The 14,600-nt window shown below is 56.9% G+C and carries 8 protein-coding genes and 1 pseudogene; 4 read left to right on the forward strand and 5 right to left on the reverse strand.

Annotated features, from left to right (window positions below; genetic code table 11):
- Window positions 1–212 precede the first annotated feature (212 nt).
- Window positions 213–896: a hypothetical protein gene (locus BN3002_RS01005; protein WP_257525367.1), complete on the reverse strand. Its 684-nt coding sequence runs from the start codon at window positions 894–896 to the stop codon at window positions 213–215.
- A gap of 224 nt (window positions 897–1,120) precedes the next feature.
- Window positions 1,121–2,773 (reverse strand): hypothetical protein, encoded by a 1,653-nt coding sequence (locus tag BN3002_RS01015; protein ID WP_257525369.1) that lies wholly within the window; start codon window positions 2,771–2,773, stop codon window positions 1,121–1,123.
- Here BN3002_RS01015 and BN3002_RS01020 point away from each other — a divergent pair.
- Both BN3002_RS01020 and BN3002_RS01025 read left to right on the forward strand, forming a co-directional pair.
- Entirely contained in the window at window positions 2,742–4,100 is a 1,359-nt protein-coding gene (locus tag BN3002_RS01020; protein WP_154955681.1) for a hypothetical protein, read from the forward strand. The genes BN3002_RS01015 and BN3002_RS01020 overlap by 32 nt on opposite strands.
- A gap of 2 nt (window positions 4,101–4,102) precedes the next feature.
- The gene (locus BN3002_RS01025) at window positions 4,103–5,554 is read left to right on the forward strand and encodes a hypothetical protein (RefSeq protein WP_058236193.1); all 1,452 of its coding nucleotides are present in this window, start codon (window positions 4,103–4,105) and stop codon (window positions 5,552–5,554) included.
- A 218-nt stretch (window positions 5,555–5,772) separates the two neighbouring features.
- On the opposite strand, the gene BN3002_RS01030 is transcribed toward BN3002_RS01025, so the two are convergent.
- A complete protein-coding gene (locus BN3002_RS01030) occupies window positions 5,773–6,213 on the reverse strand; it encodes a hypothetical protein (protein ID WP_257525370.1) in 441 nt (146 codons plus the stop codon).
- Between the two features lie 620 nt (window positions 6,214–6,833).
- Window positions 6,834–7,088, reverse strand: a pseudogene (locus BN3002_RS01035) (GMP synthase (glutamine-hydrolyzing)); the annotation flags it as partial.
- Window positions 7,089–7,941: 853 nt separating this feature from the next.
- Between BN3002_RS01035 and BN3002_RS01045 the strand changes: the two are divergent.
- Window positions 7,942–12,399 (forward strand): LPXTG cell wall anchor domain-containing protein, encoded by a 4,458-nt coding sequence (locus BN3002_RS01045; RefSeq protein ID WP_257525371.1) that lies wholly within the window; start codon window positions 7,942–7,944, stop codon window positions 12,397–12,399.
- A 970-nt stretch (window positions 12,400–13,369) separates the two neighbouring features.
- Here the strand turns inward: BN3002_RS01045 and BN3002_RS01050 are convergent.
- On the reverse strand, window positions 13,370–13,690 hold the full coding sequence (locus tag BN3002_RS01050) for a DMT family transporter (RefSeq protein ID WP_058236198.1): 321 nt from the start codon (window positions 13,688–13,690) through the stop codon (window positions 13,370–13,372).
- Between the two features lie 78 nt (window positions 13,691–13,768).
- On the opposite strand from BN3002_RS01050, the gene BN3002_RS01055 reads away from it, so the two are divergent.
- Window positions 13,769–14,590, forward strand: coding sequence for a MerR family transcriptional regulator (locus BN3002_RS01055; protein ID WP_058236199.1), 822 nt, complete (start codon window positions 13,769–13,771; stop codon window positions 14,588–14,590).
- Window positions 14,591–14,600: the final 10 nt, after the last annotated feature.

The raw sequence follows: 14,600 nt of genomic DNA on the forward strand, positions 1-14,600 counted from the left end.
GATGCCAAAAGCAACAATCATCCTCATCGACGCCCGTTTAACGAAGTGAATCGTAGCCAGCGGCTTTATCGTCATGCGTTCCCGCAGGTCAGAAGGGATACACAAGAGCGATGACTGAAAGAATCGTCGCAGGTGGCTTCGTGCATGCCCCTAATCACGCTTCGGAACTGCTCAATAAGGCTGATCGCTTCACTTAGTGAACAAAGGAGCCCTCAGTTGATCGGAGCTCGAAAATCAACGATTCCCCAAGTCAGGTACTCCCATTCCCCTTTTTCCTTATCGAGCTCAGGATACTCGCTCAAAAACCTTTCAACGCCCCTTTCCATGCGCGCAAGCAGGGCAGTTAAGTTGATGTTGATCTTTATGCGGCAATCGCCTTCAATTCCATTCGCCTCTGGTGAGCTGGTGGCTCCATATCCAATGACCAGCTGGCTGTCGTCGTTGAAGACCTGTATATCGATCGAATGGAACGGCGAGTATTTTGCCCCCGCGCCGTCAACAACCGAAGATCCGGTATGGAGCACAGCGTTTCGCAGCTGGCAGAAATCGGATGCGGTGAAGTTGTCTTCCCGCATGAGCGCATTCATCGTTCGCTCGATATGGTCTCGACTTTGCTCGCGAGATCGGTCGATGTCGTCAGCCACAGGGGTGCTAGGAAACCCGAGATACCTCGTACACCAATCTCGCTGACCATCTTTATTGCTAGAGTCGATCAAATTCGAACAGACATCTGGAATGGTGACCAGAACCGTCAGGCATGAGATTAGCAGCCCGGCATCGAACGCCAAGCGAGCCTCCCCGATGAGATTTCTCGGCGAGCGCTCAATAATCCGCGGGGCGCCCTGGGGCGCACCCGCTTCGTTTTCGGAAACAGGAAGCAACAGGTCAAGCTCCAAGCACATCGGTTAACCCTCAATCTCTATGCTCTCGCCGCCACCTTTCGGAACCAGCTTCACAGAGTAATCGAGCTGCGCTGCCGTTTGACACAAGGTCTCCACCTTCATAGTCTTCGACTTTAGGCGCTGGTCTAGCGCCTGCGGGGTGAGACCGAGATCGATAGCAAGGGAGCGTTGGGAGCGGCCTTGCTCCTCGAGTATCGACTTGATGGCTTCTGCGGACCTCATAGCTGCAACATCCCCTGGTAGAAGGTCGACGGGAACATGAATTCGCGTTCTTTTTTCTTTTTGTCGTTGTCGAAACGCACGGCGATTCTGTCACTGCCAATCGAAACGACCTCACCATAGCCAAAGCTCTTGTGGAAGATCTGGGTTCCTTCCTCAATCCTGGAAAGGTCGGCTTCAGTGATAACCGGCTCTTCGGGCTCCAATGCCTTGGGCTCGGACTTTTTCGGATAGCCGGAAAGCCACCAGCCGGCCTTGAAGCTCGTTGCCTTACCGCCTTCCAACTTGTAGGTGAACTGCGCGCCGTTCGCGGCAAGCTCGTTCATGACGACGTCGAGCTCACCGCCGCCGATGGCCCAAAGGCTTCCGCCCTTGGGACGGCGATCGGCGATGCGGACGTTGTGGGACTCGAGGACGTCGATGACCCAGTCCTTCTTGACGGGCGCCTCTCCGAGCGTCGTTGCTTTCGCAGTCGACCTCGAAACGCCCGATGCCGACGGTTTGATCGCGGGACTTACCGCAACAGCAGGCGACGGAGCCTCCACCCCAGCGCCGTTGCCCAGAGTGGAACCGTCGGGGGCCACCATCGACTCCTGCTGCTTCGCGTAGAGGTAGTCGTAATTGGACAGAGACGTGTCGTAGAGGCCGACCTTCTCGCCCTCGTGCTTGTTGATGCCAGTGTAGACAAGGCTCGCATCCTCGTAGCGACGGAACTTGTAGACAGCGTCGTTCATGAGGGCGGAATTGAACACGCCAAGCGAGACGAGCAGGTTGAAGTCCGAGACGTCGAGGCCGGTGACCTTCTTGAACAGCCCCGGCTCCAACTGGGTGATGACGTCGTAGAGCGTCTCCTCGCGGTAGTCGGTGAGGTACATGAAGACCGGGATACGCGTGACGAACTTGATCAGCTTCTTCTGTATCTCCTTGCGCTTGGACTTGAACTCCTTCTCCTTCTTGACTTCCTTTACCGCTTCCGACTTGTTGATAATGGTCTTGATGTCGTCGTTGAGGCTTCGGAAGCCCTCGATGCTCATGAGGGCGTTGATTGCCTCGTCGTTGGCGAGCAGGCGTCGTAGCGTGTCGTTATCGACGTTGACGAGCAGCGCCGACTCCCAGCGCTTGGCGAGAAGCGTCGCGGAGGTCCCCGCCATGGCGATGTCGAGGATCTCGGAGGCGTTGATCTCCTTCATACGGCTGCCGTCGTAGGCGAGCACGGGCAGGAAGCGGATGAAGTCGCCGACCTTCTGCTCGGGGCCCTTCTTCTCTGGGGAGAGCTGCGTGGAGTAGTCGGACACCATGGTGAGGGCGCGGTCGAGCGCGAAGTCGAACACGTAGCACTCGTTCTTGACGATCTGCATGTTCCCGTCGTCGTCCTTGACCGTCCAGGGCGACTGCACGCGAAACGCCGTCTGGAAGTAGGTCTCGGCGCTCTTTACGTTGGAGAGCATGAAGACGCCGGTCCATGGCTTCACCGTGACGCCGGTGGTGAGTTTGCCGCAGGACAGCGTGATGGACTTCGATTCGAGCGGGTCGCGCATCGACTTCTGCACGGGCGGCAGGGCAGCAAGGCCGATGCCCGCGCCCGAGCCTGCGCACACGTTGACGCGCAGATAATGACCGGTGGTTAAATCGCTGATAGAGGCCAAATCCATTGGTGGGATAATGGCCTTAGATTGCATATGGAGAAAGGCAGGGGCGATGGGCTTCTTTGATAAAGGCTTCGACCCAATAAAAGAGGCGCAGAAGACTGCGGCTGCTGCAGGAAAAGGAATCGCAAGCGTTGCCGAACAGGCATCGAATGCCGCTCAAAGCGCCGTCGAGCAGACGGGGCAGGCTATCGGGGACATTGCAGGCAAGGCAAAGGGCGCTGTTCAGAGCATTGGGGATGCGATCAAAGACGTCCCGGAGCCGAAGAGCTTCAAATACAACACTGAGTTTGCCGATGAGCGAAACGTTGACGGATCGCCCCAATCTCAAAGGCTAGCTCCGGAACATATGGCGAAAATGCTTGGAGATGTGGCTGAAGGAGCCGCAAACGCTGCAAGCGTGGCAGCGGCCGGTGCCCAAGGCGCTGTCGCCGCCATCGCAGGTAAAGCGGGGGAAATCGCCGATGGGGTCAGGCAAGGCGTCGAGAATGCAAGGGCGAAAGAACCGGATGAGTACGAGCTCACCGTCATCGAATACAACCAAACCTATACCGATCTGGAATCGGGAGGGATCGAGCTCTACCAGTCTAGGCTGAGGAGCATCGACCTGCTGGACCTCGTTACCGACCTGGTGAACTCGATTGCGAACACGCCGAAGTCGTTCGTGGAAGATATCGAAGAGGTGTCACACAAAAAGCGAAGCTTCAAAGAGTCGGCGTCCTTCGCCCGCGAAGAGCTGGACTCGGCACGGAAATCGGCAGCCAGCGCTGGCGCCGGCGTCGCGGCAGGTATGGCCGTTGCCAGCATCGCCCCATCCGCCGCCATGTGGGTTGCCACAACTTTCGGTACCGCCTCCACGGGCACCGCGATCTCTACGCTATCGGGCGCTGCCGCGACAAATGCGGCGATGGCCTGGCTCGGCGGAGGCGCATTGGCCGCCGGAGGCGGCGGAATGGCCGGTGGCACCGCTTTCCTGACAATGGCGGGCCCCATCGGATGGGGCGTCGCAGGCGCCACGTTGCTGACCTCCATCGCTCTCTTTGTGAAAAAGCAGCACGAGATTGCCAGGGAAAAGCACGAAGAGCTCCTGTCGGTGAAGCGGAACACCGAGGCTCTCAGGGAGACGTCCGCAGCAATCGGGGCACTTAAGATAAAGACCAATACCCTTCGCGAAGAGCTGTCCGGGTCCTTTATGCCCTCATGCCGCATGTACGGCGCCGACTACCTTTCCATCTCCGACGACGAGAAACTGGCCCTGGGTGCCTTGGTAAACAACGCGAAGTCCCTGGGCAGCCTCATCGTCGAGAGGGTGGCCGCCCGGGACGGTGAATAGCCATGAATGCAGAGAAGGTACTCAAGAGCTCCCAGGAGCAGGCCGTCGCCGCATGGATCGGCTTGATCAACCAGATGAGAATCGACGACCTCATCGAGAATCTCAACCGCCAAGACCAGAACCTCGATTCCACAATGGAGTCCATGAACTGGGCGCTCGGGAAGATCGAGGACCTCGTCGTTGCGAACAGGGGCGGCAGCAAGGGCATCCATGGGTTCATCGCCGAGGTGGCCGAATGCGGGTTGGAGAATGCGCAGAGCCTCGTCCATGGCGATAAACCGGTAATGGAATGGGTGAACGACAACGGCCCCGCCGACCTTTTGCGCAACGGCGTCGAGATACAGGTCAAGTTCGTGAACGCCGGCGGCAAGTTCTCCTTGGACGCTGTGGCCGCCCATTTGCAGAAGTACCCTGATTTCCTCGACAAAGACGGCATCTATCAGATCCCGAAGGACCATCTCGACGCGGTGCGCTCCCTGTATGAGATGCCAAAGGAGGATGCAGCCAAACTGGCGTCCTCGACCGGCGGCCCATCCTACTCAACCTGGAAGAGCATCCATGAGTTCTTCGACTCAAGCGGGTTCAGTATCGATGACCTTGAAGCCTCCAAATTCGAGTACTCGGAGGTCCAGAAGAACGCTATCGCCGACAAGATGGCCGAGGAGAAGAGCAGGCTCGCAGACGAGAGCGAGCGGATAAAGAAAGACATCTACGAGGAGCACAAGCCCACGCCCCAAGAGGGCGCGAAAGCCGCAGCGGCTGGCGCCGTTCTGGAAGCGGGAACGGCATTCGTCATTTCAATGAAGCGCCATCTCGGGAACGGAAAGCGTATCGACGACTTGACCCAGGATGACTGGGAGGAAATCGCCAAAGATTCCGGCATGGGACTCGTCAAGGGCGGGGTTCGCGGTGGAGCTGTTTATTGGCTGAACAACTACACGGCCACGCCCTCATCTGTCGCAAGCGCGCTGGTCACTGCGTCATTCGGCGTCGCAGAATGCGCTTACAGGTTCCGCAGCGGCGAGCTGACGGAGATCGAGTTTATAGAACGTTCCGAAATCGCGTGCCTCGATGCGTCCGTGAGCGCATTCTCGAGCTTCGTGGGCCAGGTTATCATTCCGATCCCGATTCTGGGCGCCCTCGTCGGCAACGCCGTAGGGGCGACCGTGTACGAATTGGGAAAGGATTTCTATAACAAACGAGAGGCGGAGCTGCTCGCGCACTATGCCCAGGAGCTGAAGGCCCTCGATACAGAGCTCGAAAGCGAATACGCCGCATGCATCAGCGACCTTCGTGAGAATATGATCAAATACATCAGTCTTCTAGAAAAGGCATTCTCCTCGAATTCCGCCATGGCTTTTTCCGGCTCCATTGAGCTGGCGGCAAGCCTTAACGTTCCAGATAGCGAAATCCTGCACATGCGTGAAGAAGTCGATGATTTCTTTCTAAATTAGAATCAGTCAGGTTAAAGAAACAACGGCCGAGCGAAACCCAATCGCTCGGCCGTTTGCCGTCTAGAACGGATGAATCTCCTTGCACTACTATCATGCTCATAACAGCGAATGCTTGCCTAGGCAGGCAAACGGTCATCGTCTACATCACCCACTTGAACACAGCGCGGAACAGCCAGACGAAAAAGCCCAGCGTGACCTTAAGCGCCGCCTTGAGGAACTTACCAAGCCTCTTCATCGACGTCACCCCAATCTTCCTTGACCTTGCGGGCGCCATCCTCGGCGCTCTCTTCCTTCTCTTGCGCGAGCAGCCTCGCCAGCTCGTCCGGCACGCCCGGGACCTCCGCCCTCCCCAGCGCGCGCTGCAGGTCCCTTATCTGCGACTTCAGCGGTTTTGAGGGAGGCCCCACGTGCTCGCGGTAGCAGGCGCCGATCGCAGCCGCGTCACACAGGAAGCCCCGCACCCGGGCGAACGCCTCATCGCCGTCGAGCAGGACGCGACGGGCTTGCCCGAGCTCGGCCTCCGAGGCCAGCATGAAGCGCCACCCGCGGGACCTGCGCGCAGCCGGCATGTCGTCCGCAGGCGCGTCGGCGCGCCAGTCGTCGCGCACCTGGTGCCAGTTCGCCGTGAGCCAGAGCCCCCTCTCGGGCTCCTCGCGCATCTCGAGCTCGAACGCGGCGAAATAGACGAGGCCGCTTACGCCGACTGGAAGACCTCTTTCTGATATCTCCCCAGTTAAATTGACGTTTCCTTGCGAACAGCCTCCGGTTCTCCGGAGGCTGTTCCGTTATTCCCGCATGAAATCGGCACCCCGGAAGCTCTGTTAAGGGAATAATTACGTGCCCGAACACAGCAAGATACGCGGCGTTATTCGGCGGCATTCGGGGTCACTGAAACTGCGGAAACCGATTTTCGCGTTTTATTATTCCCGTTTGTTGACCTGGGCAAATGCAATTGACGAGGGCTTGAATCCACCTCGCAGTTTCAACTTAGTTTCGGCCGCGCGAAATCGCCCCTCGGGGGACCCGAATTGTGAATTATTCCCGCAGGGCCCCATTATTCCCGTACCGCCGAGTGCTCCGCCGTACCGCCCAGTAGGGGCATGCGGGAATAATTGAACCGTTTTCCCAGGTAGGAATGCAAAAAGAAAGCCCTCGAACCAGAGGGGTCGAGGGCTTTTATTCCCACTATTTCGCTGGCGGCTTTGTTCTGAGGCGATGCCGAAACAGCATCAGGTGGTACTCGGCAGCACCAAAACGCGAGTTCAGAAGCCAGTTTCCGCTATTCCCACTCAATCGTTGCCGGCGGCTTGCTGGTCACGTCCAGGACAACGCGGTTGACTTCCGGCACCGCGTTGGTGATGCGGTTGGAGATGCGGGCCAGGACATCGAACGGCAGGCGCGACCAGTCGGCGGTCATAGCATCCTCGCTCGAAACCGGACGAAGGACGATCGGGGGACCGTAGGTGCGGCCATCGCCCTGAACACCAGCCGAGCGGACGTCCGCCAGCAGCACGACGGGCATCTGCCAGACCTCGCTTATTTTCGGATCTGTTCTTCTCAGTCATAGTCAACGCAGTGAACCGCGAATTCGAGGACACCCATCTGCAGTTGTTGCTTATGCTCGCTGATCGTGGGTGCGAGGACACTAAACTACGTCCCTTCCTATATGAGGGTCACGTCGATGGCGCAATCGTCACCTTGCATCACCAGGTGCCGCACCAAATCCAAACTCTCCAAAATGCTCCTATGGTTTTCATCGGCAGACCTACCCAAGCCCCAACCTTTAACTCATGGGTAGACGTAGACAATACTGAGTCTGGACACCTCGGGGCTCGGCGGCTCATCGAAAGGGGTTCTCGCCGTCTGGCAATCATCACCAGCCCGGTAATCCTGGGCAGCGAGTTAGTGGAACGAGTCTCTGGCTAGGCGTCGGCTAATCTCGAAAACCATCCTTATACGCACCTAGAGACAGCTGGAACGTTTCTAATCGGCAGCCCGGTATCAACGGAGCGTGAATGGCGTGACAAAACCAGGAATACGACAGACTCTGCGCCTCGGAACCCTCGACTAACGGGTGAACTTTTTTGATCTACCTAGATTAGTTAACCGAACAGACGGTATTATTCAGTGAGAATGTATTTATTTCTGGCCGACGAATGGCCATCCGCTCACGACCCTGGGGGGAAATAATGGGTGCGACTAGGGAAAGAAAATTGCAAAGCAACGCCGCAATGCCTAAGCGAATCGTTGCTGCATCGTTGTCGCTTATTTTTGCGCTGTTTATGACACCAGCAGCGGCTTTCGCTGAGGATCAAGCCGGGGCGGAGGATGCCACGCCAAGCGCTACCGCGAGGACAACCCTTAGCAGCGCACCAGGGGAAAATGTCGTGGCTGCTTCTCCTCAACCCACCGAGGCGTCAAGCACCCCGACACCAAGCGCCGGCGATTCTGCCGCGTCCCCAACAGCAGAAAACCAAACCCCAGTCTCGTCGACCGCATCTGAGACAACGCTGAAAGCCACTACCGCCAACCAACCGCAATTACGCTCCCCGCAAGGTGTTTCTGAGGTTTGGGTAGATAGCAAAGCGGGCTCAGACGACAATGATGGCAGTCAAACCGCCGCCGTCAAAACTCTTGAGAAAGCGCTTGGTCTAGTATCCGATGGCGGGACGATACATACCGTCGGCGCGTTCACGTCCGGCACTGACCTGGCTATCAACAAGAACGTCACATTCACAGGCTCTGGCAATTTTCTAACCATCACAAGTGGTGCGAAACTAAGCGCCCCAGGCAAGACGGTCACAATGACCGGCTACAACACCGCATTGACCATCCAGGCTGGCGCTGAGCTTAACGATGGCAACTACATCCTCGACCGCAACACCATCGGCTTCGACCTAAAAGGCAAAATTAACGGCACCTCACGCGAGGCTTTAACTATCTCGGCAAAGAACAGCTTGGGGCGAGGGTTTGTCTATAACTCAGACGCCAGGTTCATCAATTGCACGGTGGACGTCCAAGCCACACCCGGAAAAAGCGAACAGTACGCCGGCCTCTACATGACGAATTCCTCGCTTACCACCCGCGGCGTTTGGTATTACTTCGACCCGGACAAGGGCAAAGGCGGGGTACACCTCGACCACTCTGACTTTTATGCTTACAAAGCTACAGGAGTCAGAGCCTACAAAAATACCCTCGCCCTATTGGGCGCGTCTGAGCTAGTCAACGGCTCCACTCTCACTGCCGATGGCTCACGCATCACGGTCTCGGCGAAATTATCGGTGACCGACTCAAAGGTAGTCATCAAGAACAGCACGGACGGCGGCCTGAACGTCAACTACAAGCCTGGCGAGGCGACATTCACCAACTCTGTGCTGGAAACCACCAACATGAAGTATTACCCCTCCTATGGCGCTGGGCAGTCGTCAGGGCCGTGCTCGATCACCTTTACTGGCAATAGCGTGGTCAATACCGACGCCAGCAATAACACTGCTGACAATGGCGGGGCTAACCGTGGCACCGGAAGCTCTTACGTGGTTACCGGCGGGTCATATTTGATTGCCTATAGCCCCGATTTCAACCACGATGTCGTTACGCCAACCAACGGCGACCAAAACGGTAACGAATGGCTTTCGCTATTCACGCTGGCGGACAACACCATTAATACCGTGAACCCGATCAACGCCAACGGCGTCAGGTACAACTATTCGGTAGCGCAGGCCTCCAAAGACGGGCAAAAGCACATTTGGGCGCCAGCCGCCACAGCCACCTTCAAATTGCAAAACGCTAATGCGTCTTTCGCCGACGGCACCACCGCTGACAAGGCGAAATCAACCGTTCGCGGCTACAAACTCGACGATGTGACGGGTAACACTGACCCCGACACACCAACTGACGCTAACGGCGTAAAGTTCCTAGGCTGGTTCTATAAGGACGCGGCAGGCGCAGAGCATACTTTCGATTATGCGAATGCCCAGCTCGATACCAACATCGAGGTTTATGCGAAATGGGACGCAAAAACCGTCATTTACCACAATGGTGCAGGTGAAGAGTACATCCAAAATGTTGACCCCAACGACACCACGGCCACTGCCCTAGCTTTCGACGAAGTCGCCGCCAAGGTCAGCGCCTTTGTACCGGCAGGAAAGACATTCGTAAAGTGGACGACGGCGCCAGACGGCTCTGGTGACGAGGTCGCACCGGGCGCTGGGCTAACATTCGCTGCAGAGACCACCCAAATTGACTTGTACGCCCAATATAAAGACAACGAATACCGGGTCGCTTTCTCGGCTAACGGCGGGATTTTCTCTGAAACAAGCATATTCAAGACAAATCCTGAAGAGTTTACTGTTGAGACCGACGCCAGCGGCGGCGAGATTGCCGTTCTGAAACAGCCAGCTACATACGGGCAGAAGTTCCGCACACTGCTGACTAAGGTGACTTATGGCGACATCACCCCAGCCAAGGCGGACGCCAAGAAATTGGGGTATTTGCTAGCCAACCAGTCTTATTGGAGCAAGGCTGCCGGCGCAGGCGGTTCGGGCGTCCGGTTTGATGACTCCAGCTTCTTTGGCATCAAGATACCTGGCGCAAACCCAGATATTACGGCTGACACCACGTATTACTTGTCTTGGAAAACTGACCCAACAGTGCTCGAGACCAAAGCGGATCTGACGATTGACGCCGATATGTGGGCTGACTCGATTGACGCGACCACCAAGATAAAGCGGGTTTACACGGAGGGCTCGAAGAGCACCTTCGAGATTACCGGAGCCGTTGATCCCGCCGGTATAAAGAACCAAATGACGGGCATAGAAGGGGTCTTCCCAGAGAACGCTAAGACCCCGGACAAGATTGCATTGTCCAGCCTGAGCTCGACGTTCACCGCGTCCATCACTTTCCCGGATGGCGTAGCTATCCCAGCTAACCCCACCGTTGAGATGGCGGGGTTGGGCGATTGCTTCGAGCTTGCAGGCACTAGCGTAACCGGTCAAACAGTGGACGTAACTTTCAAGTTAAAGCCCGGCATCAAAAACTACAAGCAGCTAAAGGATGCCGTCTTTTCGACCGGAGCTGGAAATCGAAACCTGATTACGGCCACCGTCAAAGGTCTAACCTTGGACGCCGCACAGGTGACCAACGGCCAAGAAATCACTGTAACCGGAACTGTCAAAGGCAATTTCAACGCTGTCGCGCAAGGCTCGACAGCCAGTAAAGTGTCTGCTCGTAGCGCTAGGGCGCTCTTTAGGGCTCAGGCAGAAAACCCTGCACCCAGGTTGCATAGATTCACTTTCACCTGGACAGGTGACCAAACCGATACGGCCAAGGACGTTCGCGCCAAGGACGACTCCACAATCCAGCAAACCTTGCTGGTGGTTAAACCTTATGAAGCTGTACTGCCTGGCGACATTCTGGTCGGAAACGACACTGAGAACACTCACGTTTATGACGCTTTTCAAGGCGAGAATATTGATTTCACCGGCACCCTAGGCTCTGAGGTCGTCAAGAATCAGATGAACGCGATTGAGCTCCAATACCCTGGTGTCACAAACTTGTCGAGCATCAACCTTAGCGATGTGGCTTCGACATTTGCCGCCTCTTTCACGATTCCGGACGGCATGACCTTACCCGATAACCTAACCAAAGATACGGTGAAAGCCGAAGGTCTTGCCGACACATTCACTATCTCTGACGTTTCAGTGGAGGGTAAAACCGTCACAGTGACCATGACACTTAAGAGCGGGATTGTGAATTATCAGCAGCTCAAGGACGCCGTCAACAAGATTGACTCGACCATGAAGGTGACGATCCCGGGCGTAACCGTGAATAAGGACGTCTCAGGCGGCACACAGCTGACTGTAAGTGGCGAAGTGTCTGGCACATTCAACGCCCTGGCAACCTCAGCCGCTGGCACACAGCGGGAGTTCTTCTTCAAGTGGATTGGGGAACAAACACCCGAGGGCAAAGACGTGATGGCACCCGCCAACAGCAAGGCTATCCAGTTCACTGTGCAAGTCCCGTCGCCGATAGCTGGCGAGCTGCCCGGCGACATGCTGGTCGGCACCGACACCGAGCATGATGAAGTCATTACCCTGCCTCAAGGTTCCACATTCGACCTGACCGGTGCCCTGCAAGTGACGCCTATTCATGAACAGATGGGCGGAATTGAAGCCTTGTATCCTGAGGTTAATCACGATGAAATCGCTCTGGACGTGAAAGACTTCTCGTTCGTCGCCACGTTCACTATTCCGGATGGCATGAGCCTGCCGGCCAATCTCGACGCCACACAGGTTAGGGTTGCCGATTTCGGTGCTGGCTTCACAGTCAAAGATGTGACAGCTAACGCCCAGACCGTAACCGTCGTCTTCGCACTGACTGACCCCGCCGCCATCAAGACTTATTCCGATCTTGAACAGGTTGTGGACGCCGCCGGCGGTGCGGAAGGTTGGATGAAGATTACCGTCCCTGGAATCATGATTGACGAAGATGCGGACGTTGACGCGAACCTGACCATTGTCGGCACAGTAGAGGGTAGATTCAGCGCGATGGCCACCTCAAAATCTGGCACGCGAAAAGCATTCTCATTCACTTGGGACGCAATCCAGTGGCCGGACGGCAAGGACGCAGTAGCAACTGACGACGACACGATCCAGCTAACCGTCAAGGTCTCCAAAAGCTCTGTGGTACCAAACGAGCCAGGCGAAGAGGGCTCCACAGCGGTGAAGAGAGTGCGTCGCAAAATGCCTAAGACCGGCGCTAGCGGATTGTCAGCAATTCTTGCTTTGGGACTAGCCGCTGCCGCCGGTGCAGGTTTGGCATCCAGAAAAGTACGTGCGCTTAACTAACGCTGCCATTAGCAGAGATTCCACACTCCCGCGTATTCGACATTGCGTACAGTGGCACGTTGCGCACTCCAACGCTTCCGTCATCCCGGGCGGTAGCGCGAAAGGCGCATGCTTCGCGAAATCACGCTGGTACCCCTCTTACAATGCCGGTTTGAATCATACGCACCTCCGCGAGTCCCGCATTCTGCGCGAAGGCGTCAACCGCCGCCGGCATGCCCCCGACCACGTAGTATTGGCGTAACAGCGCCGTAAGTTTTGACACAAACGATTTCACGCTGTCGGTGTTCTCGGAATCCAGTAGCTTCCGCAGAGGGACGTTCCCGGTTGCATCGAAAAAACTCGCGGAAGCTCAACGGGTAAAGGTTCAGCGCATCGCGCCTTACCCACGGGGTAACCGGATCATTTATGAGCTGAGAGATTAAGGAGAGAGCCGGCCGCTGCCACCGCATAATCCGGCGCCTCCGGACTAAAGCGATTAGACCATTTCCGCATATTATTCTTGATGTCTCGCCGGTTACCCCGAATTTGCCAAGATGCCTTTTCAAATGACCGGGATCTATTCCCACTCAACTGTCACAAGGCTAGTTTCCACACGCTAACAGTTTGTCGTCTCGTGCTCGCCCGTGCCGCTGCGTGCTCGCTCGTGGCGTTTCGTTATTGGGGAGTATTTTCACGAAGCGGCTCCAAGGGTGTACTCACCTGTACTCACCACTGAGTACACTTTCTGTACTCAGCCCTCGGGGAGTGATCACGAGACCCTCGGGGAGTAGTCACAGCCGCAGGTCAGTGATGGGGAGTATTACTCATTTTTAAAAGGTGAGTACAAATCAGCAGAATCGTGTACTCGTTTTAGGCTTGGGCGCTCTTAACAAGCGGACGGATCCAACGAAAGGACGAACCCCGCTCGGCTCTTCGCGATACGATGTGTAGCACCTTCGTGCAACGTTCAGGCGAAATGCCCTGCCTGCGACTAGTGGGTAGAGAAGATGTTCACGACGAGGACCCCTGCGACGCACATGACAATGCCCGCGATCATCGGGGCATTGAGCGGCTCCTTGAATGCGAACACCGATATCCCCGTGGCCATGATGATGCCGAGTGCGCCCCACGACGCGTAGGCGACGCTCAGCGGAATGCCCTGCAGCGCCTTCGAGAAGAACCCGAAGCAGAGGCCGTAGAGCGCCAGGCAGCCGATGGACGGACCGAGCTGGCTGAAGCCGTCCGACAGCTTCATGTAGAACGTAGCACCGCATTCAAAGACGACGGCGACCGCCAAAAAGAGGTAGTACATGGGACCCCCAATCCTTTCGATGTTCCATAGCAAAAGCTATGCTAAACTCTCGGGTAACCATAGAGTCAAGGGGCGAAAATGAGATTCCTAAAATCCGGCGAGTTCGCCGAGCTGTGCGGCACGACGAAGAACACGCTCATCCACTACGACCAGATGGGGCTCCTGAAGCCTGCTCGTGTTGCGGAGAGCGGTTACAGGTTGTACCTGGCATCGCAGCGCTACCGGTTCCTGTCGGTGAGGGCTCTGGCGGATTCCGGCATGCCGTTGCAGGAGGTGAAGCGTGTGCTCGAGACCGACGACGCGCGCGCTCTTGCCACGTCGCTCGATGCCACACGCGGCAAGATTGAAGCTCGCATTGCGAGCTTGCGAAAATCCCTCGAGCGTATAGACGAGGTCGCCCGGCAGGCCCGAGCAGCATGCGAGATAGATGCCAGGTCCATCGGGGTCATCAGGCGCCCTGCGCGAAGGATCGCCATGCTCGGCGTCGCCGCAGTCGGCCTCGGCGCCTATCCTGACGACCTGGTCGTGAGACGTGACCTGGAAGTCGCAGCGCTTCTCGCCGAGGCTGGTCTGATGGCAGAGCTCGCACCCTATGGCGGCGTGTGCAGGGAAGCGCCCACTCCTGATCGAGACGTTGCTTACGACGACCTGTTCTACGTGCTGCCGGACGATTCCGCCTATAGCGGCGCGACCGTCGAGCTCGAGGCCGGCGAGTACGTGGTCGCGAGCTACGACGGCCCCTGCTCGGGACTCGGTCGCGCCCACGCTTCGCTCGTCGCCTTCGCGCGCGGTCAGGGACTTCGCGGCGACCTGCCGCGCTACGAGATATCGGCCTTCAAGCTGCTGGACCAGGAGGACAGGTACCGCTGCTCGATAGAGATGAGGGCGCTTGGGATTTAGCGCGACGGTT

This window comes from Actinomyces ihuae (genome assembly GCF_001457875.1).
Classification (GTDB): domain Bacteria; phylum Actinomycetota; class Actinomycetes; order Actinomycetales; family Actinomycetaceae; genus Pauljensenia; species Pauljensenia radingae_A.

Coding starts and splice junctions, on each gene's coding strand:
- BN3002_RS01015 (WP_257525369.1), bottom strand. CDS start 2,773: ATGGATTTGGCCTCTATCAGCGATTTAACCACCGGTCATTATCTGCGC.
- BN3002_RS01025 (WP_058236193.1), top strand. CDS start 4,103: ATGAATGCAGAGAAGGTACTCAAGAGCTCCCAGGAGCAGGCCGTCGCC.
- BN3002_RS01030 (WP_257525370.1), bottom strand. CDS start 6,213: ATGCGCGAGGAGCCCGAGAGGGGGCTCTGGCTCACGGCGAACTGGCAC.
- BN3002_RS01050 (WP_058236198.1), bottom strand. CDS start 13,690: ATGTACTACCTCTTTTTGGCGGTCGCCGTCGTCTTTGAATGCGGTGCT.
- BN3002_RS01055 (WP_058236199.1), top strand. CDS start 13,769: ATGAGATTCCTAAAATCCGGCGAGTTCGCCGAGCTGTGCGGCACGACG.